The 22,198-nt window shown below is 30.2% G+C and carries 19 protein-coding genes and 1 pseudogene; 13 read left to right on the top strand and 7 right to left on the bottom strand.

Annotated elements, in window-relative coordinates:
• The 4 genes from AX016_RS12470 to AX016_RS12485 are packed head-to-tail and all read left to right on the top strand — an operon-like array spanning window position 1 to window position 6,948.
• Entirely contained in the window at window positions 1–1,902 is a 1,902-nt protein-coding gene (locus AX016_RS12470; protein WP_157811127.1) for a HEAT repeat domain-containing protein, read from the top strand.
• A gap of 25 nt (window positions 1,903–1,927) precedes the next feature.
• Complete coding sequence (locus AX016_RS12475) at window positions 1,928–3,358, top strand: glycosyltransferase family 2 protein (RefSeq protein WP_100895925.1); 1,431 nt, start codon at window positions 1,928–1,930, stop codon at window positions 3,356–3,358.
• 1 nt (window position 3,359) lies between these two features.
• Entirely contained in the window at window positions 3,360–5,687 is a 2,328-nt protein-coding gene (locus tag AX016_RS12480; RefSeq protein ID WP_100895926.1) for a sulfatase-like hydrolase/transferase, read from the top strand.
• Window positions 5,688–5,718: 31 nt separating this feature from the next.
• The gene (locus AX016_RS12485; protein WP_100895927.1) at window positions 5,719–6,948 is read left to right on the top strand and encodes a YaiO family outer membrane beta-barrel protein; all 1,230 of its coding nucleotides are present in this window, start codon (window positions 5,719–5,721) and stop codon (window positions 6,946–6,948) included.
• A 445-nt stretch (window positions 6,949–7,393) separates the two neighbouring features.
• Here the strand turns inward: AX016_RS12485 and AX016_RS12490 are convergent, their stop codons facing one another.
• Window positions 7,394–8,257, bottom strand: a complete 864-nt coding sequence (locus tag AX016_RS12490; protein WP_100895928.1) for a sigma-70 family RNA polymerase sigma factor — start codon at window positions 8,255–8,257, stop codon at window positions 7,394–7,396.
• Window positions 8,258–8,466: 209 nt separating this feature from the next.
• Here AX016_RS12490 and AX016_RS12495 point away from each other — a divergent pair, with 209 nt between their 5' ends.
• The 5 genes from AX016_RS12495 to AX016_RS12515 all read left to right on the top strand — a co-directional run bounded on the left by AX016_RS12495 (window position 8,467) and on the right by AX016_RS12515 (window position 13,590).
• Window positions 8,467–8,976, top strand: a complete 510-nt coding sequence (locus tag AX016_RS12495; RefSeq protein ID WP_100895929.1) for a DUF6155 family protein — start codon at window positions 8,467–8,469, stop codon at window positions 8,974–8,976.
• Between the two features lie 149 nt (window positions 8,977–9,125).
• On the top strand, window positions 9,126–10,637 hold the full coding sequence (locus AX016_RS12500) for a DEAD/DEAH box helicase (protein WP_100895930.1): 1,512 nt from the start codon (window positions 9,126–9,128) through the stop codon (window positions 10,635–10,637).
• A gap of 11 nt (window positions 10,638–10,648) precedes the next feature.
• On the top strand, window positions 10,649–11,884 hold the full coding sequence (locus AX016_RS12505; RefSeq protein WP_100895931.1) for a glycosyltransferase: 1,236 nt from the start codon (window positions 10,649–10,651) through the stop codon (window positions 11,882–11,884).
• 13 nt (window positions 11,885–11,897) lie between these two features.
• The gene (locus tag AX016_RS12510) at window positions 11,898–12,740 is read left to right on the top strand and encodes a 1,4-dihydroxy-2-naphthoyl-CoA synthase (RefSeq protein WP_170932137.1); all 843 of its coding nucleotides are present in this window, start codon (window positions 11,898–11,900) and stop codon (window positions 12,738–12,740) included.
• Window positions 12,741–12,978: 238 nt separating this feature from the next.
• The gene (locus tag AX016_RS12515; RefSeq protein WP_100895932.1) at window positions 12,979–13,590 is read left to right on the top strand and encodes a DEAD/DEAH box helicase; all 612 of its coding nucleotides are present in this window, start codon (window positions 12,979–12,981) and stop codon (window positions 13,588–13,590) included.
• A gap of 154 nt (window positions 13,591–13,744) precedes the next feature.
• On the opposite strand, the gene AX016_RS12520 is transcribed toward AX016_RS12515, so the two are convergent.
• The 5 genes from AX016_RS12520 to AX016_RS12540 all read right to left on the bottom strand — a co-directional run bounded on the left by AX016_RS12520 (window position 13,745) and on the right by AX016_RS12540 (window position 19,128).
• Window positions 13,745–15,076, bottom strand: coding sequence for an alkaline phosphatase D family protein (locus tag AX016_RS12520; RefSeq protein WP_100895933.1), 1,332 nt, complete (start codon window positions 15,074–15,076; stop codon window positions 13,745–13,747).
• Window positions 15,077–15,304: 228 nt separating this feature from the next.
• Entirely contained in the window at window positions 15,305–16,546 is a 1,242-nt protein-coding gene (locus AX016_RS12525; protein WP_100895934.1) for a right-handed parallel beta-helix repeat-containing protein, read from the bottom strand.
• A gap of 18 nt (window positions 16,547–16,564) precedes the next feature.
• Window positions 16,565–16,960, bottom strand: coding sequence for a hypothetical protein (locus AX016_RS12530; protein WP_100895935.1), 396 nt, complete (start codon window positions 16,958–16,960; stop codon window positions 16,565–16,567).
• A gap of 125 nt (window positions 16,961–17,085) precedes the next feature.
• Entirely contained in the window at window positions 17,086–17,856 is a 771-nt protein-coding gene (locus AX016_RS12535) for a TIGR03915 family putative DNA repair protein (RefSeq protein ID WP_100895936.1), read from the bottom strand.
• A gap of 9 nt (window positions 17,857–17,865) precedes the next feature.
• On the bottom strand, window positions 17,866–19,128 hold the full coding sequence (locus tag AX016_RS12540; RefSeq protein WP_100895937.1) for a putative DNA modification/repair radical SAM protein: 1,263 nt from the start codon (window positions 19,126–19,128) through the stop codon (window positions 17,866–17,868).
• Window positions 19,129–19,263: 135 nt separating this feature from the next.
• On the opposite strand from AX016_RS12540, the pseudogene AX016_RS17370 reads away from it, so the two are divergent.
• From AX016_RS17370 to AX016_RS12555, 4 genes and pseudogenes are all read left to right on the top strand, one after another.
• A pseudogene (locus tag AX016_RS17370) lies at window positions 19,264–19,440 on the top strand (helix-turn-helix transcriptional regulator); the annotation flags it as partial.
• Complete coding sequence (lexA, locus tag AX016_RS17210; protein ID WP_232732660.1) at window positions 19,435–19,866, top strand: transcriptional repressor LexA; 432 nt, start codon at window positions 19,435–19,437, stop codon at window positions 19,864–19,866. The pseudogene AX016_RS17370 and the gene lexA, both read left to right, overlap by 6 nt.
• 332 nt (window positions 19,867–20,198) lie before the next feature.
• Window positions 20,199–20,777, top strand: coding sequence for a hypothetical protein (locus AX016_RS12550; protein WP_157811129.1), 579 nt, complete (start codon window positions 20,199–20,201; stop codon window positions 20,775–20,777).
• A 175-nt stretch (window positions 20,778–20,952) separates the two neighbouring features.
• Window positions 20,953–21,585, top strand: a complete 633-nt coding sequence (locus AX016_RS12555; RefSeq protein WP_100895939.1) for a hypothetical protein — start codon at window positions 20,953–20,955, stop codon at window positions 21,583–21,585.
• Window positions 21,586–21,802: 217 nt separating this feature from the next.
• On the opposite strand, the gene AX016_RS12560 is transcribed toward AX016_RS12555, so the two are convergent.
• Window positions 21,803–21,955 (bottom strand): YqaE/Pmp3 family membrane protein, encoded by a 153-nt coding sequence (locus AX016_RS12560; RefSeq protein ID WP_100895940.1) that lies wholly within the window; start codon window positions 21,953–21,955, stop codon window positions 21,803–21,805.
• Window positions 21,956–22,198: the final 243 nt, after the last annotated feature.

Here is a 22,198-nt window from a genome sequence, read left to right on the forward strand (position 1 = left end):
ATGAATAAAGCCAATTACATATTTATGAATATAGCACCAAAAATTGGTGTTGATTTGTTATGGATATTGGCTATTGTTTTTGCCATTGTAGCAGCTATATACATAGCAATTACTTTTTATGCTAAAAACAATATTACTCTTGGTTTAAAATACAAAAAAATAAAGAAGAAAGAGTTAGGTCCTATAGTAAGTGAATTTCTCTTTTTTGATGAAAAAACAGCAACGTTAGAGGATAAAAACAATTACGTACGTCTTAAAATTAAAATAAGACAAATGCTAAAAAATAAGCGTAATAGAACTGTTTTTTCTGAAGTATTAGTAGAGTTGAGTCAAGATTTATCTGGAGAAACATTAAAATTTTTACATAGTTTATATAAAAATTTAGGTTTAGATAAAGATGCGCTACAAAAGCTTAAAAGCTGGCGTTGGCATACAATATCTCAAGGTATTGTAGAGCTTACACAAATGAAAGTAACAGACTCATATGAGCAAATTACAAGGTTTGTTAACGGTAGTAGAGGAGTAATTCGTAAACAATCTGTAATAGCAATTGTTTCCTTGAAAGATGAAGGTATTAATTATTTTTTAGATACTACTCAGCATAAAATATCAGAATGGCAACAGTTAAAATTATTAGAGATTCTTCAGAACAAAAAAAATTATAATCCTCCTAGATTTAAAAACTGGTTATTTTCTAAAAATACAGATACGGTACTTTTTGCATTACGCTTAGTAAAACATTATGACCAGAGTGATGCTAATGATTCTATTGTACAATTAATTAGACATAAAAACAGTCAAATTAGACAAGTAGCCATACAATGCGTTAGTGAATTTAACTTGGTGGAAGCAAGAGAATCTCTTAAAAAAGTATTTAATAGTAGTACCAACGATAGTAAATTATTAATAATTGAAGCGTTAGAAAACCTTGGTTTTCAGGAAGATGTTCAGTTTTTAAATACAATAGAAGACCGTACAGAAGTTTTTGCTGTTAAAAATAAAGCATTAGTAGCTATTAATAGCTTATTACCAGATAATCATTTAGAGTTAGAAGGGCTAGAAGAAATGGCTACAACAACAATACCCGTTGCAGATACTAAAACAATTAACCCATTAGAGGTAACAGTAACTCCAAGAACTGAGGTAGAAAAAGATTTAGCTTCTGTAATAGACCAGTTAACAGACAATACAGATGATTTAGCAATTGTTAATGATGTTAGTGAAGAAGACGAGGATAAGGAAGAACTTATGACTTTTGCTCTAGAAGATACTATAGAAGTTGTTACACAAGTAGCTCCTATGGATGATGATAAACATTTAGAGTTTGTTAGGTTTTTAGAAGCTAAAAAAGATGTATCTGATGAAGAAGTTGATAATGCAGTTTATTTTAATTTAAGTGAGCCTAAAGAAGTTAAGGAACATACATCTAAGTCTTTAGGATTAGAGTCACAAACTGTTTTTAAAAGTTTATATGACGGTTGTGATACCGAAGCTAAACTTATATTATTGGATGAAATAGGTGCTCTAGGAGATCAAAAAGAACTGAATTTTGTAAAAACGCTATTAAACGATAAAGAACAAGAAATTAGCAAAAAAGCAATAGCTGTTAAGGCTGCAATTGAAAATAGATTAGAAAAGATTGCAAAAGAAGATGCAACAGAAGAAAGTTTTAATGAGTTAAACACATCTACAACAGAAAATAATGTTGTTACTCTACAACCTACAATAGATACCTCTTTAAAAAATACAACTACCAATATAGTATTACCAGAAGAAAAAAAGCTTAAACCTTTAGAATTTTGTTTTTTACAAGAAGAGGAAGAAAAACCAACTAAAGGGTTTAGTTATTTAGATATTGACTTTTTATTATCTGAAGAATTTTACAAAGATAATAGCAACTAACATCCAGTCAAAAACTTGACATTATATGTTTCAGAGTGATTTTTTTACTATTCTAGTAGATTATATAAACGTTATTTTTTTAATGTTTACTATAATTTTATTCTCTGGATACACAGTAATGGGGTATTTAGCAACTAAACACACATTACATTATCGTAGAAAAAATAGCTTTGGAGACTTATCTAAAGTTATGGCATCACCTTTAGCACCTAGTATTACAATAATAGCTCCTGCCTATAATGAAGGAATGAATATTGTAGAAAATGTAAGGTCTTTATTGTCTTTAAACTATGTAGATTATGAGGTCATGGTTGTTAATGATGGGAGCAAGGACGATACTTTAGAAAAAATGATTAATGCCTATGATCTTGTTAAAATTGAACAAGAAATAGATCCTAATTGGCAGTCCAAGCCAATAAGAGGAATTTATAAATCTAAGCAAAAGGCATTTCATAAATTAACAGTAATAGATAAAGAAAACGGAGGCAAGTCAGATGCTTTAAATACAGGAATGCAACTATCTAACAATAGGTATGTTGGCTGTATAGATGTAGATTGTTTATTGCTACCTGATGCGTTATTACACGTTGTAAAATCATTTTTTCAAAGATCAGGAAAAAGAGTTATTGCTGTAGGCGGAGTTATACGTGTTGCTAATTCATGTATAATAGATGGTGGTGAGTTAGAAGAAGTAAGGTTACCAAAAAACTGGTTAGCTAAATTTCAACTTTTAGAATACACAAGATCTTTTATTTTGGGTCGTATGGCTTGGGGTAGTATAGATAGTTTACTAATTATTTCTGGTGCTTTTGGTTTTTTTGATAGAGAAATAGCCTTGGCAGCTGGTGGTTATGATACCAACACCGTGGGTGAAGATATGGAGATTGTTTTTAGAATGCGTAGATATATGCATGAGAGAGATCTACCGTACACAGTAGAATACATTCCAGATCCTTTATGTTGGACAGAAGTTCCTGAAGAAGTAAAAATATTTGTAAACCAAAGAGATAGGTGGTCTAGAGGAAATTTAGAAACGTTAACTAAGCATAAGGATATGTTTTTTAACCCTAAGTATGGGCGCTTAGGTATGCTAAGTTACCCTTATTGGTTTTTTTACGAGTGGTTGGCTCCTTTGTTAGAGTTTTTTGGGTTTTTATCTATTATACTATTTTATTATTTGGGAATTTTAAATTTTCAATTTTTCATTGCTATTACAGCGGCAGTATTTTCATTCTCTGTAATGTTTTCCTTCTTTGCTATATTTTGGGAGGTTTATGCTTATAATCAATACAAAACAAAAGATATTTTGGTTTTAATGGTATTTGCCATTTTAGAACCTTTTATTTTTCATCCCTTAGTTACCTACTCGGCGGTTAGAGGTAATTATAAAAAACTTTTTAAAATAAAGTCGGGTTGGGGTACAATTACACGTAAAGGGTTTACAAAGGCTGCTTAGTATGAGTATTACTACACTAAATACAAATCCAGATTTATCCTTAAAGCACTACACAAGGTTACTAATTGCATTTGCTTGTGTGTTATTAATCTTGTCCTTATACCAATATATTGTGCTTTACAATAGAGGTATAATTAGCAGTGTTTTTAGTATTAGTTTTTTGCTAAGTATTACTCATCATGTTGGTTTTGCTGCATTTGTTGGCTTGCTACTTGTGGCGCCTTACTATTACTTAGAAAAATCTAAATATTCTAGAGGCTACAGATTTACATTTTTTATTTTAATTATTTTACTAGCCTTAGAGTGTTTTTTAGTTTTATATTTTACAAGAGCATATATACCCTTAGGAGCTAACATATTAAATTATGGTTTTTTAGATTTAAAAACAGCAATAAATAGTAATGTTGTAGTTCCATTTCTTTTTTTATTAATGTTTATCATAATAGTTTTATTGTTTTATGGCTTGTATTTAATTACATCAAAATACTACCATTATGTAAATAAAATGTTTCCATTCACCTTTTTTTTACTTACCGTTTTTGTAGCGTCTATGTTTATGTCTGGGCAACCAATAAACCAAAATAAGACCCAATACTTAGCTGTAAATTTATTTGAAAACTTTATGGAGGATGATAGTTACTTTGACAATAAAAATAATCCGCCTTATCCTTTACTAAAAACAGCAAAAAACGATTATAGCTTAGGAGGTAATTTTAATTTATCAACCAAAAAGCCAAATATTGTAATAGTAATGGTAAATGGTTTGGGTAAGGATTTTGTTGGTAAAGAATCTGTTTATAATGGATTTGCACCTTTTTTAGATTCGCTAGCACAAAAATCTCTTTACTGGAAAAATTGTTTTAGTACAACAGCAAAAAGTTTTGGTGCTTTACCAGCTATTATAGGCTCTTTACCTTATGGTAAGCAGGGTTTTATGAGTATTCCTAAACCTATAAACCGTTTAACACTATTTGGTATTTTAAAAAATAATGGGTACGCCACAGCCTATTTACAAGGTACAAATAGCTCTTTTAATAATGTAGATAATTTTTTACAACAAGAGCAAGTAGACTTAGTTATAGATCGCAGCTATTTTGGTGCAAAATATATGCTTTCTCCCAAAGATAAAGCTGGCGAATCTATAGGTTATCCAGACAAGGAGTTATTTAAAAAGAGTTTTAATACTCCCAGAAATAATAACAAACCAAAATTAGAGGTGTATTTAACAACTTCATTAAAAGAGCCTTTTTTAATACCTAATAAGTCTAATTTTATAGATAAAGTAACAAATATATTAGCAAGGTCTAAGGCATCAGAACATATAAAAAAGCAGCAGAACAATAATAAAGATGTTATGGCTAGTATTTTATATACAGATACTTCATTAAAATACTTTATAGAGTCATATAAAAATAAAGAAGAATTTAAAAATACCATATTTATAATTACAGGAACACATAGGTTATTAGAGTTACCCGTAAATAATGAGTTGTCAAAGTATAACGTACCATTATTAATATATAGTCCAATGTTAAAGGCACCAAAAAAAATAGAATCTATTACATCTCATTTAGATATTACCCCATCTTTAACAGGACTAATGGTTAATAAATACAAAATAAGTGTGCCTAAAAAAGTAGCTTGGTTGGGAGAGACTTTACCTTTACAGACTACATTTAAAGCCAACAGAAGCGTGCCTTTAATGCGCGCTAAAAACCAAATAGAGGAATATTTATATCAAAATTATTTTTATTCTTCAGGAACAACTTTTAAGGTTGATGACAATCTATATCTAACACAAAGTGAAAACGATAGTGTATATGCAGCTCTTAAAAGGTTTAGATCTATAAATGCTTACGTAACAAAATACGATAAACTTTTACCACAGAATTTAGCTGTTTTTAATATTAAAAACATTGTGTTTACTGAAGAGGATAAAATATGGATTAACAGTGTTTTAAACGGGCAAAGTTTTGATAGTGCTTATAAAACGGCACAAAAAATGGCTTTTAATGGTAAAACTGAAGACGCTTTACGCTTGTGTAACTACATTATACAAGAAATTCCTAGCCATATTGATGCTAAAATATTAAAAGGCAGAATTAAGTCTTGGAGTAAAAATTATGATGAAGCAGAAAAGATACTATTAAAATGCATTGCTACAAATCCTACATATGCAGATAGTTATAATGCTTTACTTGATGTTTACTTTTGGTCTAATCAAAATAATAAAATTAAAGAAATAGAGTCTATAATTATAAAAAACGATGTAAAAGACAAAAGCCTGTCATTAAAAATAGAAAGAGCACATACAGAACTTACAAAATAAGCGTTATACCTACAACTACCTTTTATAACATATGAAGTTTCCCAAATACATAGTTTTACTTTTTTTATTGATTAATACAGTAGGTATTTGTCAAAGTAAATACAAAGGAGACCCAGATGTATCTTTTAATGTTGCACGTCAATTAGCTTTTAATAATAAACGAGAACAAGCAAGAGACACATTAAAACTTATACTAAGCAAATATCCAAATTACACAGATGTACAAAATTTATTAGCCAAAACTTTAACTTGGGATGCTAATTACAACCAAGCCAGACTAATTTTTAATGAGATAATTACAAGAGATAAAAGTAACATAGAAGTTTGGGTAGCCGCAATAAAAAATGAAATGTATGCTAAAAACTATAATATAGCTATTGGATTAGCCAATAAAGGATTAAAATCTATACCAGGAAATAAAGATTTAATTGCGTTAAAAAATGATGCCCTAACTGAAATAGAAAAAACAAATGTGGTTAATCAAGATTTAGCACAAACTATAGAACAAGAAGAACAATTAGAAACTGAAAGTAAAAATGCAATTTTAATAACAGCAGAGGCACAGTCTTTTAACAAAGTATATAGTACAATGTCTATTGCTAGTATTGCTTATAAACGCACTACTAAATACGGAGATGTAATACCAACAATTAATTATAGTAACAGGTTTAATACAAATGGTGTGCAGTTTCAATTAGATGCATACCCCAAAATTGGTGAAAAAATGTATGCTTATACGAGCTATGCATTTTCAGATTCAGAAATTTTCCCTTCCCATAGAATAGGAGGTGAGTTGTACAGGTCTCTACCAAAGTCCTTAGAAGTATCTGTAGGTGCACGCTATTTAGAATTTAGTGGTAAAAATGCAACGGTATTAACCGGTTCTGTTAGTTGGTATCCGGGCAACTATTATTTATCATGGAGACCTTACGTAAACCCTAGTAATGATGGTTCTGTAAGTTTTTCTAATAGTTTTACGGCTCGTAGGTATTTAAAAGACAAATACAATTATTTAGATGTACAGTTTGGTTTGGGGTTTTCTCCAGAAACTACACAGTTAACAGAAAATAATGTTTTACTATCTGAGTCTATTTTTTACTTAGAGTCACAAGATATTGCGCTAACCTATAATTTTACAGTAAAAAGTACCAATAATATACTAGCAGCAACAGTAGGTTTAACAAGGCAAGAATTAATTTTTACTTCTAATGAGTTTTATTTGGCGGTAACTGGTAGGTTAAAATATCAATTTAATTGGTAATTATATTAAAGGTGATGTTTCACAACAAAAAAGAATAAGTTCACCACATTTAATTGTCACACCCAAAGTGTTTCTGTAGTTTTAGACCAGATTAGAAACCCAAATAACCTACTTATTATGTTATACGATACTTACGGAGAAGAATACCTAAACTTCTTACATGATTTAAACGAAATTTTAAGTCTTAATGAATTAATAGAATTAGATTACATATAAGTTTTATTCTTGTTTCTATACATTTAATAAACCCCAAAAAAATCTTTTGTTATGGCAAACCAAAACAACTCGGCTTACTTATCATTTGTAGAGAGCCTAAATGAAATTTTATCAGAAGTAAATATTACAAAACTAAATTATTCTTAGTTAGGTATTTACATTGAAAAAAATCATAAAAAAAGGAGCAACTGTATTAGTTACTCCTTTTTTTATGATATAAAACTAAAGCTTATCCCAAATATGTTTTTAAGATTTTGCTTCTAGAGTTATGTTTTAATTTACGAATTGCTTTTTCTCTAATTTGCCTAACACGCTCACGTGTTAAATCAAAAATCTGACCTATTTCTTCTAAAGTCATAGAATGTTTATCACCTATACCGTAATATAATTTAACAACATCTGCTTCTCTAGGAGATAAAGTTTCTAATGCTCTATTAATCTCTGTATTTAAAGATTGATGCATTAATTTTTCATCTGGGTTAGGAGATTCTCCGTATTTAATAACATCGTATAAGTTAGAGTCTTCGCCTTCTTTAAAAGGTGCATCCATAGATACGTGTCTTCCAGAGTTTTTCATAGACTGCTTAACCTCACTAACAGACAATTCCAATTCTTTTGCAATTTCTTCTGCAGAAGGAGGTCTTTCATGTGTTTGTTCTAAATAAGAAAAAGCCTTTTTTATCTTATTAATAGATCCAATTTTATTTAATGGCAAACGCACAATTCTAGACTGCTCAGCTAAGGCTTGTAAAATAGACTGTCTAATCCACCAAACGGCATAAGAAATAAACTTAAAACCTCTAGTTTCATCAAATCTTTTAGCAGCTTTAACCAAGCCAACGTTACCTTCATTAATTAAATCTGGTAATTTTAAGCCTTGGTTTTGATATTGTTTAGCAACAGACACAACAAATCTTAAGTTTGCATTTGTTAATTTTTCTAGGGCAGCCTCATCACCTGCACGTATTCTTTGAGCTAACTCTACTTCTTCATTTGCAGTAATTAGATCTATTTTGCTGATATCTTGCAGGTATTTGTCTAATGATTTTGATTCTCTGTTAGTTACCTGTTTGATGATCTTTAGTTGCCTCATATATCTGTTCTGTTAATTTAAAGTTTAAAGGTACAGTATACATTTTAAAATGTTATTTTCCAAACATTTAACATATACTTTATACATTACTTATAAATAAAATACTTACCTTTTTAAATATCAATGTTTTTAAGACCAAAAAGGTTTTAAATATATTTCTTTAATTTTTTGATTTATTTGGTAACTTTCCGCAATTATAGATTTTTTGTATGAGTAAAAGAGCTTTAAAAAAGTATTTATCAGAATTAAAAAAAGGAGAATTAGAAGAACAACTTTTAGGGTTGTATGAAAAATTTCCGGCTGTTAAAGCATACTACAGCTTTGTTTTTAATCCAAAGGAAGAAAAACTGGTACAAGAAGCTAAATTAAAAATAGGTAATGAGTATTTTCCTGTAAAACGCAAACGCCCCAGAGCTCGTAGATCTGTAGCTCAAAAATACATTAAAAACTTTTTGTTATTAGGTGTAGATGCTCCTTTGGTAGCAGATGTTATGCTATATAATATAGAAATAGCACAGGAGTTTGCACAGCACAAAAACGTGCCAGATGCTTTTTATAAAAGTATGCTTAATTCTTTTGAGCAAGCTGTACAGTATGTAGCAGTTAATGCAATTTTACCAGAGTTTAAAGACCGTATTTTAGTTATTTACAAGCATACGCAAGACAATAATTGGATGTTTCAAGACGGTTTTTCTAGAGCTTTAGATAGTATAGACTAAGCGCTAGGCTGCCTATTTAACAGCACTTTTTATCAGTTTTATGCTTTTAAGTTTTCTTAAAGCACAAAAATCGACTAATTTAGCAAGGTTTATTTTTAAACTTAAATACATCGTTTTTCTACGATTAATTACAAAATAGGTTATCCCATTTGGAAGAACAAAAGACAACTACAGAAAAAACATTATACGACTATCAGCAGGAAGATTTAAGTAAAATATTTACTTATTTTGATGAAAATCCTCCTGGTACAAACCTGTTGTATCAATTGCCTACTGGTGGCGGAAAAACTGTTGTTTTTTCTGAAATAGCCCGTAGATATATAGCACAAAAAAACAAAAAAGTTGTTGTGCTTACCCATAGAATTGAGTTAAGCGCACAAACATCTAAAATGTTAGATAGTTTTGGCGTACATAACAAAGTAATAAATAGTAGTGTAAAAGATTTAAACGATCAAGATAGTTACAAATGCTTTGTAGCTATGGTAGAAACTTTAAATAACAGGCTACAAGAAGAGAACGTGGAGCTAAAGGACATTGGACTTGTAATTATTGATGAAGCCCATTATAACTCTTTTCGTAAGCTATTTAAATACTTTAAAGATTCGTCTATACTTGGTGTAACAGCAACGCCGCTTAGTTCTAATATTAAGCTACCAATGAAAGACAATTATAAAAAGTTAATTATTGGCGAGTCTATAAAGTCGTTAATTAGCAGAAACTTTTTGTCTAGTGCCAACCAGTATAGTTATGATGTAGGTTTAAAAACTTTAAAACTAGGTATTAATGGAGATTATACTGTTAAATCTTCAGATGAGTTATACAGTAACCAAACAATGCAAGGCAAGCTATTGTCTTCTTATGAAGAGCTAGCAAAAGGTACAAAAACCTTAATATTTAACAACGGTATTAGCACATCATACTACGTGTATGAAACCTTTAAAAAAGCTGGGTATAATATTCGCCATTTAGATAATAAAAATTCGGCATCAGAACGTAAAGAAATTTTAGAGTGGTTTTCTACAACACCAGATGCTATATTAACATCGGTTAGTATATTAACCACTGGTTTTGATGAGCCTACAGTAGAAACCATAATCCTAAATAGGGCTACACGGTCTTTAACATTGTATTTTCAGATGATTGGTCGTGGTTCTCGTGTAACAGGTACCAAAGAAGAATTTACGGTTATAGATTTAGGTAACAATACCAAAAGATTTGGGTTGTGGAGTGAACCTATAGATTGGCAAGAAATTTTTCATTTTCCTGATTTCTTCTTAGAAAATATTAAGAATGATGAAGAAATAGAGCGCGATTTTGTTTACGAAATGCCTCAGGCCTTACGAGATGAATTTTCTAAATCTGAAAACATATTTTTTGATATTAAAGCCGAATATAAAGATGCTTTTGCGAAAGGATTAAAATCTAAATCGGTCTTAGAAAAAAGTATAGAACAACACGCAAAAATATGCGTAGAAAATAGCGAAGATGTTTTTGATGCACGTATCTTGGCCAAAAAGCTTAAAGAAGAGATACAATTTAGAGTAAGACAATACTCTTACTGTATAATGAATAATACAAAAAACTATAAAGAATGGTTAGAGGAGGATTATGAGCGTAAATTACGACTTAGTATTTCTCAGAAATTTTCTTCTAAAATGTAAATTCTTCTAGCGTGAAAAATGTTTTATTTATTGGTTTTGTTTGGCCAGAGCCCACAACAACGGCAGCTGGTGGCAGAATTCTACAGCTTATTACATATTTTACACAACAAAACTATACAGTTACATTTGCTAGTACGGCAGCAAAATCTGTCTACTCTGTAGATTTTTCATCTTTAGGTGTGTTAGAAAAGCAAATACAGCTTAACAATACTAGTTTTGATGATTTTATAAACGATTTAAATCCAGATATTGTTGTTTTTGATCGGTTTTTAACTGAAGAACAGTTTGGCTGGCGAGTAGCACAAGTTGTGCCAAATGCAATACGAATTTTAGATACTGAAGATCTTCATTTTTTACGCAAAGCAAGAGAAGAAGCGTTTAAAAACGGAAAATTACAACCTACTGAAGAAGCATTAAAAAAATTAGAGATTACTAAGAGAGAAATTGCAAGTATTTATCGCTCAGATTTTTCATTAGTAATATCAATGTATGAGGAGCAGTTGCTAAAAAACACCTTTAAAATAGACAGTTCTTTGCTATTACATCTTCCTTTTATGTTAGATGCTTATAGTAATACTGGTAATAGTTTTAAAAACAGGAAAGATTTTGTGTGTATTGGCAATGGAAAACACAAACCTAATGTAGATGCTGTTTTGTGGTTGCATAAAGAAATTTGGCCGCTAATACGCAAAGAGCTTCCAGAAGCAAAATTACATATTTATGGCGCCTATTTACCACAGCAGTTAACAGAAAAACACAATGCTAAAACAGGGTTTTTAGTACACGGTTGGGGAGAAGATGCAAACCAAATAATGCAACAAACTAAAGTAAATTTAGCCCCATTGCGGTTTGGAGCGGGCATAAAAGGTAAATTAATAGATGCTATGCGTAACGGAACACCAAGCGTAACTACTAAAATAGGGGCAGAGGGTATGTACGGTAATTTAGCTTGGAGCGGAGAAATTGCAGATACCGCAGCTAATTTTGCTACTAACGCTGTAAACTTATATACAAATGAAGCTGCTTGGTTACAAGCACAAAAAAACGGAGCGGAAATTCTAAATACCTATTATGCTAAGACTAATTTAGAAACCAAGTTATCTAATAAAATTAGTACTTTGCAAAAAGATTTAGAAAAACATAGAAATGCCAATTTTATAGGCAGTTTACTACAGCACCATAGTATGATGAGCACAAAATACTTATCTAAATGGATTGCAGAAAAAGAACAAAAAAACGAAGTCTAAAAATAAGATTAAAATGAAAAATATTGAGTGGAAAGTAGCTCAGGAGTTCGAGGATATTACGTATAAAAAGTGCAATGGCGTAGCGCGTATAGCGTTTAACAGACCAGATGTGCGTAATGCGTTTAGACCAAAAACTACAAGCGAGTTATACAAAGCATTTTATGATGCACAAGAAGACACGTCTATAGGTGTTGTTTTATTATCTGCAGAAGGCCCATCTAGTAAAGATGGAGTGTATTCTTTTTGTAGCGGAGGAGACCAAAAAGCCAGAGGCCACCAAGGATATGTTGGTGAGGACGGTATGCACAGACTTAATATTTTAGAAGTACAGCGTTTAATACGTTTTATGACTAAAGTTGTTATTGCTGTAGTTCCGGGTTGGGCTGTTGGTGGCGGTCATAGTTTACACGTAGTTTGCGATTTAACTTTGGCTAGTAAAGAGCATGCTATTTTTAAACAAACAGATGCAGATGTTACTAGTTTTGATGGTGGTTATGGTTCTGCTTATTTGGCAAAAATGGTAGGACAGAAAAAAGCTAGAGAAATCTTCTTTTTAGGACGTAATTATTCTGCACAAGATGCTTATGAAATGGGAATGGTAAATGCTGTTATTCCGCATGATGAGTTAGAGGATACTGCGTATGAGTGGGCCCAAGAAATATTAGAAAAGTCGCCAACATCTATAAAAATGCTAAAGTTTGCTATGAACTTAACAGACGATGGTATGGTTGGTCAGCAGGTTTTTGCTGGTGAAGCTACTAGATTAGCGTATATGACAGAAGAAGCTAAAGAAGGCCGTAATGCATTTTTAGAAAAGCGTAAGCCAGACTTTGGTAAAAATAAGTGGATTCCTTAGTAGTTAAGGAATAAGTGTTGTAAATGAAAAAGAGTCTTGTCGACAAAAACAAGACTCTTTTTACGAGAACACTATATGAAAATGAAAAATTTATTACTCTTTAACAACACTGCTAAAGTATAGTAGCTTTAACTTTAAATAAAATCTATGTTGTTAATACAATGGTTATTGTTGTATAACTTTGCAATTAAGTTGTAAGCTTATTTACAAATAGAGAAAACTGCTAAAAAAATATAAGATGTCGTTTAAAAAAATACATCCAGAGTTAAAAGAAGCCTTAGAACGTTTAAAAATTACAGAACCATTACCTTTTCAAAAAAATGTACTTTCTAAAATAAAAGGCGGAGCCAGTATTTTTGGTTTAGCACCAAAAGGGTCTGGTAAAACAACAGCTTTGGTTATTAGTACATTACAAAAGTTAAAGTGCCAAGAGTATCAAGATGCTCCTAGAGCTTTAATATTTGTAAAAGACAAGCAATCTGCATTAGACTTAAAACAAGAGTTTGATAGGTTTACATTTAGAATGTCTATACGTACGTACTGTGCTTATGAAGAGCAAAATATAGATGATCAAAGAGATGATATTTATGATGGCGTAGATATTGTAATAGCAACTCCAAAAAGACTAAATCGTATTTTTTATACAAATGGTATAAACTTAAATGTACTACAATTGTTTATTGTAGATGATGCAGAGTTTTTAGTAAAGCCAAGTTTGTTTTCTGAGGTTATAAGAACACCAGAAAGTATAGATAAATGTCAGTATTTGGTATTTGGGACAAAGTTTGACGACCGTATGCAGCGTATGCAAGATTCTTTTATGGCTTCTGCACAGATTGTGAAGTTGTAATTTTCTATTTGCAACTGTTACTTTTAAAGGTGAAAATGTATCACTTTTCTAAGTAAAACGAGAAGTTTAATTATTGATAGACCTATGAAAGTATTTTACAACTATATTTAGGCTATTGCATACAATAAAAGTATAACCAAAAAGTAATTGCTTTTTAGTTATACTTTAAATCTTTCTCATTAATTTTTTTGGACCATAACTCTTTACCATCTTTATTAAAAATAGAAATAGTAAGCTCACGTTCTTTACGTGGGCCTTTTACATTTAAAATTCCAAAGTTATGCTCGCCTACAATGGTATCATCAATTTTGTAAACATTTAAAGGTTCTTTGTTATTATTAGCACCAGCTGTTAAAGAAGAACACGTAAGGTCATATAACGGATATACACTATTGCTTTCTTGCATGCGACTTAATACAGTGTGGTGCCTGTCTCCATCAAGAAAAACAACACCTTCAATTTTTGCTTCACGTATTTTTTCAATTAAGTAATTACGCTCTTTAGGAAAAGTAGCGTGGTTTTCATACATCGCTTCAGAACTTACTACTTGCCCGCCAATAACAACAAACTTAAAAGGAGCATCACTAGTAGCTAAAGCATTTATAAGCCAGTCTATTTGTGTTTTACCAAGTATTTGTCTTTCTGTAGTGTAATTATTATTAGCAGTTCTGTAGTAGCGATTATCTAATAAAAAGAACTCTAAATCTGCCCATGTAAAAGAACCTGTGATTCCGCCTTTATTAATAATGTCATAATTAGGATTACCCCAAAATAGTTTAAAAATTTCTGATGAAGTTTCTTTTAGAGGAAAACTACTGTTTGAGTTATCTGGACCATAGTCATGATCGTCCCAAATAGCATAATTGTGTGTAGAAGCCAACAACGGCTGAAGTTCTTGTAAAGACCTAGTATGTGTATAGCGGTGTAATAAACCAGTACGTGAGCCCCAATCTGGTTCTCTTAAGTACGTGTTGTCTCCTAACCACAACATAAAGTTTGGATTTTTTTTATGTATAGATGTAAAAATGTCAAAATCGCTACCATATGGTTTTCCATTTCTATCAAAACGTTCTTCGTTTACATAATTACAACTACCAATAGCAAAACTAACCTCAGGTGGGTCTGTTCTCCATTTCCATAGTTTTTGAGACTCAAACTCCATAGCGTAATCTCTTTGTATCTTTTTACCATTTACAAACAACTCATATACGTAGTTTTTACCAGGCAAAACCTTATCTGCAATTAGTTTAGCTACAAAACCAGTATTGGCCTCTGTAGTATACTTTTTTGTTTTAAACCTTTGTTTAGCATTTCCTTTTTCATAATACTCAAAATGTACCTCTGCCGCTTTAGTAGTTTGTGTCCAAAGTAACACCTCTCTCATAGTAGAATATCCTACCATGGGACCAGATTGCACTAAGTCTTGTGCACATAATAAGCTAATGTTTACTATAAATAGAAGTACAAAAAGTATATGCTTTTTCATAAAAAAAAGAAGGTTTATTTAAGCTCGTAAAATTACAAGTTAATTAAAAATTACTGTTAACTAAAGCTAAATATAGTACTAATTTTATGTAAAGTATTTTTTATTTAAGGGTATAGGAGGGATGTATATTAGTTGGAAAATACTGAAGATTAAAAACAATTATTAAATTAACTGTCACATTTTAAGATGTATAAATTCATCTTTAATGTGACAGTTTTAATTTTTAACTTATTCAGCTTTTATATCAGAAACGTAGTATATATCTCTTTTAATTTTTAGAGGTTCATTTTTTATATCCGAGTATAACTTTCCTTTCATTCTTGTTTCATCAGCAATTTTTAGACTAGTATTTGTGTTACTTCTTCTAACGTTTAGAGCTTTTTTTCTAGATGTTATAGTATTATTTCCTTTGAACGTTAAATAACCATTTAAATAAGTTGCACTAACAGCATCTAAGTCTGCATCAATAATGTTATTTGTAATTATAACATTTCCAGATCCTTTAGCTTTTTTTTCAGCTTCTGTAAAATTTCTTCCTTGTCCGTGACCTACTTTGCCTGTAGAAAACAATAAAATTGCTACCTGCTTACTTTTCATTTTGTTGCCTGTAATACTAATGTTTTTACATCTATCTTCAATGTGTATAGGTTGTGAATAAGACTCTGTACCACCATCTATTTGGCTATTATTTCTTATAATAACATTGTGAGTATTAGCTAAAGCGATATTAAAAGACTTTGAAATTTTAAACTTACTTTTTTCAATTATGATATTATTATGCTTTGTTAGTCTTTCTCCAATACCATAAGTTGGATCATTTTCATCTAATAACGCACCATCAAAGGATATTTGATGACTTCCGTTACTAAATTCACATTCAGTAATTTTAAAGCTATCTAAAGTAGGGCAGTCTCTAGCAACTAGTCCAAACCAAAAATTAAATTTACAGTTTTTAACTAATATGTTTTTAAAACTTCCCTCAAAAAAGAGACCTCTTGCTGTGTCTCTAGCATTTTTTTGAACAAAATTGCAATCTATAAATTTTAAATTACTGTACATTACTTTTCTATTTGCAGGCAAACCAACATCAATTGCCTTATATCCAGTGTTATCATAAATTACAAGATTAATGTTTTCAATAGTAACATTGCTAGAGCGTATTAGTAAAATGTTTCCTTTACTACGATTTCCATTAATTGCTTTTCGTATTAATTTATATCTATCATTTGGTTTATTAGCACCTCTAATAGTAATACCTTTTGTTATTGTAATTGTTTTATCACCTGCATTAAAAGGTATGTTTAAGTCTAAAATTATGACATCGCCAGCATTTGCATTTTTAATTGCGTTTTCAAACTTTTTATAAGGTGTTGTACCTGTTGTACTTTTTACAAAGATATTTTTTGCACTAAGACTTACAGAAGCTAAACATAGCAATATAATTATATATGTTTTATAAGTAGGTTTCATATTTTAATGGTGTTAAAGTTAATATTTAGCATATGTAATTACTGTACCAGATAGTTCTCCAGAGTAAGTTAACTCAAGTAAGTTATCAGTTATTTTTAGACTTCCGGTTACAGTCTCTTCTTCATTTTTAAATTCATTATTTAATGTATTTACGTTTGCAGATTCATAAGAAATAGCGGAGCATTGACCATTAGATGTATCAAAAAATATTTGATTTAGTTTATTTTCTGTTGTCAATTTTAAGGTATTTTGTTTGTCACATTCAGTAGTGTAGTCAATTCCATTCTGTACTATACTTACAAGTTCCCAACTATTATTAGTTGTTACGCTTTGTTCATAAAGATCATCTTCTAGTTTCTCGTTTTCACATGAAAATAGTAGCGCAATTGTTAAAAAAGGCAATAATTTTTTCATAGTATTTAATTTTAAAGATTAAGTTACTAATATCTAAATTTTGTAGTAAAATTCTTTAAAATAAATAAGAAAAATATTTTTTTGTTTAATTTCTGAATGTGTTTGTAGAAGTTAGCGATTATAGTTTAAAGAATACTTTTCTCGCTTAAGTATTTCCAATAGCGTTTAGGAACATGTTGTACGTGTAGTTTCATATTTTTTCTAGAAGCAATATTTGTACTCTTAAAATAATCGTTCCATAACTGCTGAAACTCTAATTCTATTTCAGCAAAAATTTCTGAAGACGTTTTAGTAGGATCAAAATCTGCACCTAATTCTAGAGTAATAATATCTACTTTTTCTAAGTTGTAATACAAGCCATACTTCCGTCTTAAATCGTAAATAAGCCATTTTTGGTCTGCATAACGCTTCTCAAAATGCCTTTTTATTAGTGGTAACACATTAAAATCTGGCTCTATGTTAGCAAAGTAAACACCATCTTTAGTAAGTTTAAAACGTACAAAAGCTTCCATTCTATGCTTTTCTCGTCCTACGTTTTTAGTTAGTTTAGCTATTTCTAATATATGTTCATTTGTATAATCTGCTCCAACATTAACTTTAGCAGCAAATACATACACAATGGCATTAAATAAGGTATTTTCTACAGTTGGTTTTTCACTTAAAAAAGCATAATAAAACCTGCGTAAATCATTGCTAGGCATTTTCTTTTTTAAACCTGCCCAAACACGGTTACTTTTTTCTTGGTCTGTATACACAGTTTCAAAACTACCAAACAAAGGTTGCTGAAATCTTTGTTCTGTAACAATAGTCACTGTTTTTAATTTCATTTCAAAAGCAGTAAAAACAGCCGTTAAAAATCCATCAAAAGAGGCGTCATAAATTAGTGTAGTTTCCATAGCAAAAGTCTATCCAAAAAGGTTTAACTGGTTGCTAAGCATATCTGTGTATTTACTTTTAGAATTTTGTAGAATTAGACCTTTAATTTTCTCGGCTGTTAAATCTCGACTTTCAAACTTGTTAGATGCACAAATTAAAAAGTATTGTGCACGGTTTAATGACACGCCAATTGCCTTTAAATGTTCCCAATTAAGTTGTCTGTAACGCCTTGCTTTTAGTATTTTGTATACAGATTTCATACCTAAACCAGGAATTCTAGCTAACATATGCTTGTCTGCCTTATTTACATCTATAGGAAACTCGTGCATGTTACGTAATGCCCAACCCAATTTAGGATCAATATCTAAATCTAAATGTTGATTATGCTCATTTAAAATTTCTTCAATATTAAAACCATAAAAGCGTAACAACCAATCGGTTTGGTACAATCTGTTTTCGCGTAGCATAGGAACAGGAGTACCAATTTGTGGCAAACGTGTATCATAACTAATTGGCACATAACCAGAGTAGTACACACGCTTTAAATTAAAATTCTTATAAAAGTAGTTAGAGGTGTACATTATTTGCATATCATTTTCACCACTAGCGCCCACAATCATTTGTGTACTTTGCCCACCAGGAGCGTATTTAGGCGTGCTTTTTATAAGCTTTTTCTCGTTTTTATACTGTATAATTTCATTTTTAACCTTAATCATAGGTTTAATAAAATCTTCTCTGTTTTTATCTGGAGCTAAAAGTTTTAAGCCTTTTTTAGTCGGAATTTCAATATTAACACTAAGTCTGTCTGCATACAAACCAGCCTCTCGCATTAGCTCATCACTAGCACCAGGAATAGATTTTAAGTGTATGTACCCATTAAAATTTTCTTCTAAACGCAATTTTTTAGCCACCGCAACCAAACGCTCCATAGTATAGTCTGCACTTTTAAAAATACCAGAGCTTAAAAAAAGACCTTCAATATAGTTACGTCTGTAAAAATTTATAGTCAAATCTACCACCTCTTGCACTTTAAAAGCAGCACGTTTAATATCATTGCTTTTACGTGTAACACAGTAAGCACAGTCAAAAATACAATGGTTGGTTAATAATATTTTTAGGAGAGATACACAACGGCCATCCTCTGTGTAGGTATGGCAAATACCAGAAGCAGACGCATTACCCAATCCTTTATTGGTATTGGTTCTGTTGCTGCCGCTAGAGGAGCAAGACACATCATACTTTGCAGCATCTGCAAGGATGTTTAATTTTTCTTGTACACGTTGAAAAGACATACCTTAAAATTAGAGTTTAGACTGTAAAGATACAATGTAAACTAATAAAAAGCACATTTTACAATTAATTTATATCTCATATTATGATATATAAGTATGTAATTTACTATATTTGACACTGAAAATAATACAATTATGAACCGTATTAAGTACGTATTAGATGATAAAGGAATTAAGCAAACCTGGTTGGCAGAAAAACTAGGTAAAAGCTACAATATGGTAAATTCTTATGTACAGAATAGGAGGCAACCCAGTTTAGAGTTACTGTATGAAATTGCACAAATTTTACAAGTAGAAGCCAGAGACTTGTTAGATGGTAACCAAGCCGTATTTAATACAACTACAACAGAAACAGATACGGTAAACATACCTTTAATAGGCTCTGTAGCTTGCGGTTTACCAATATTTGCAGAAGAACATATAGAGGCACAAATTGCCATATCTACAAAACTAGTAAAAACACCTTCAGATTATTTTTTGCTAAGAGCTACAGGAGACTCTATGAACAAAAAAGGAATAGACAGTGGTGATTTACTACTAATTAAACGCCAGCATACTGCAGAAACCGGAGATTTAGTATTGGCCTTGTTAGATGATGAAGCTACGGTAAAAGAGTTTAAAAACAATGGTAGCAACCTTGTTTTAAAGCCGCACTCTACAAACCCAAAACACCAACCAATTATTTTAACTACAGATTTTAAAGTACAAGGTATTGTAGCAGATGTTATTAAGGTGTAGTTAAATACATAAACTTTTTAATATTTTCTTTTGCAAAAAGTAGGAGGGAAGTTGCATTTTCTCCCCAACTGTAGAAAGTGTTACCAATAACTAATTTTATACCATTTATAAATAAATAGTACCCAATTACACATATCCGTAATTGTAGTAAAAAAAATAGTTTTACATTGTAGGAAAATTTAACAACCAAAACTAGCAAAACTACATTATGTGCGTTTATACACCCGTATTGGCGGAATAAACGTTAGTATTTGAGTTTATATGTAGTTCTAAGCAATTTGAAAAAAACCGTACTTAAAATATTAATTCTGACTTTAATTTTGACTAGTTGTATGCAAAACAATAAATCGGAATTAAAAACTCGTGAATTAACTCAAATTGAAATTAGCGATGGATTTAAACTTGAATTTCTAAATCAAATCTTATCTGATAATTCAAAATCGAGATTATTATTTGATAAAAAGGAATTGATTTCTAATTTATCTATAAATGTTCCTCCGACTTTACCAATAGGATTAAAAAATCCCAAAAAGACAATATCTCATTCGGAATTTATATCTGATACCTTAAGAATAAATGATACTGACTTTGTAAAAAAACAGTTCCAAAAGAACAAAGACTTTGACATTTCGAAAATAAAAAAATACGGATTTAATATAATTGACATAAAACAATACACAGAAAATGAAATTGCGTGGGATTCAATAAATAATATTGCTGAAAAATATTATAAGAAAAATAGTCTTAAAAATATTTATTCAATTTTATACATAACCAAACCCATTTTCAATAAAAAACTGAATTTAGCTTATGTGCGTATTAGACAAGGCTCTGGTGGAATGACTCGGATTTATGAAAAACAGAACGAAATTTGGAAAGTAAAGTATGAATTAGATGAATGGGTAGAATAAAACAGCTTAGAACAACGTGTATAATTAATTGCTAGCCCTAACCTACTTACGAAAGTCTTCTCAGATTTTCTATTCGGTTATTATTTTCTAAATTAGATGCTTAAACCACGCAGCAAACCATATACATAAACGTTGTGTACTATTTAAGAAAAATTACATCTGAAAGAATACTTTAATGAATAAACATTTTTTAATAATTGCTATATTTTCAATCCTATCACTTACTTCTTGTGATCCATACGGAGTAAATAAAGACAGAGATTTTCAAGCAATAAGAAATCAATTATCGGAAAACTTAAATGTGAATTCAATAGAAATTAAAGACAATGAAAACTTATTGATTAAAGTAAAAAGTCCTTTTAAAGAAAATAAAGGTTCATTCGAAAATTTTGCTTCTGTGGCTCAATATATTATCGGAAAAAACTATAAACCGAATACTTTGAGTATGGATAAAAATATAATTATTGAAATGAGAGATACATTGAATAATAATTACAAATCCCAAACAGACTTTAAATCAATATTTTATCTTGAAAAATTTTTCGATAAAACTTTAAACCATTTAGAATTAATTTTTAACCCAGAATATAATGGAAAAGAATATGCAATTATTGAATTTCACAAAACAGATTGTTTCAAAAAAATAATAAGTAACGGAATTAAATCAACAAATATCGTTGGGATTGAGAAAGATAAAACTGGAAAAGTAAATGTAATTATTATAACGGAAGCAAACAAAGAGCATTATTTAAAAATCAATTACACTGGAACAGAATTAGATACTATAAAATGTTTAAATAATAAATAAAACAGTACACAACACCGCAGTAGGTAATAACTGAATTATGTCATATACAATTTCAAAATTTTCAAAATAACCATACATAATAATTTACCTTTTTTATTACTTGGTTAAAGTTGTACATAGTTAGTCCAACTCAAAAAAAATCGTGTATCTGTACTTACGTACTGATACACGATTTTTGAGATTATGTATTTTTATTAAACTTAAGTTACTAACACATTTAATCATTAACTATAAATGCGTGTATAACTCCTGGTAACCACCCAATAATAGTTAGTATAAGACTAATTAAAAATGTTTTTCCTATTCCGTGTTTCATAAATACGGCTAATGGTGGTAGTATAATATTTAGTATAATTGTTACTAATGACATATGTAGTTGTTTTAATTGTTAAACAGTTATGGTATTTGTTTTTGTAAGTATTTTTATGCTAAATTAAATGTATTATAACTAGTGTTTTATCTCAGTTAGTCATATTGTTAACCTTATCAAGTAAATAGTAATTTGCACATCGTTTTTATAAATTTTCTACTCTATTTCTTCGCTAATATTTAGCAACAAAAGAATATTTAAATGTAAACTCCCTTAATAAGTAGTTAATTATCCAATGCTAAT

It is taken from the genome of Cellulophaga sp. RHA19 (assembly GCF_002813425.1).
Classification (GTDB): Bacteria; Bacteroidota; Bacteroidia; order Flavobacteriales; family Flavobacteriaceae; genus Cellulophaga.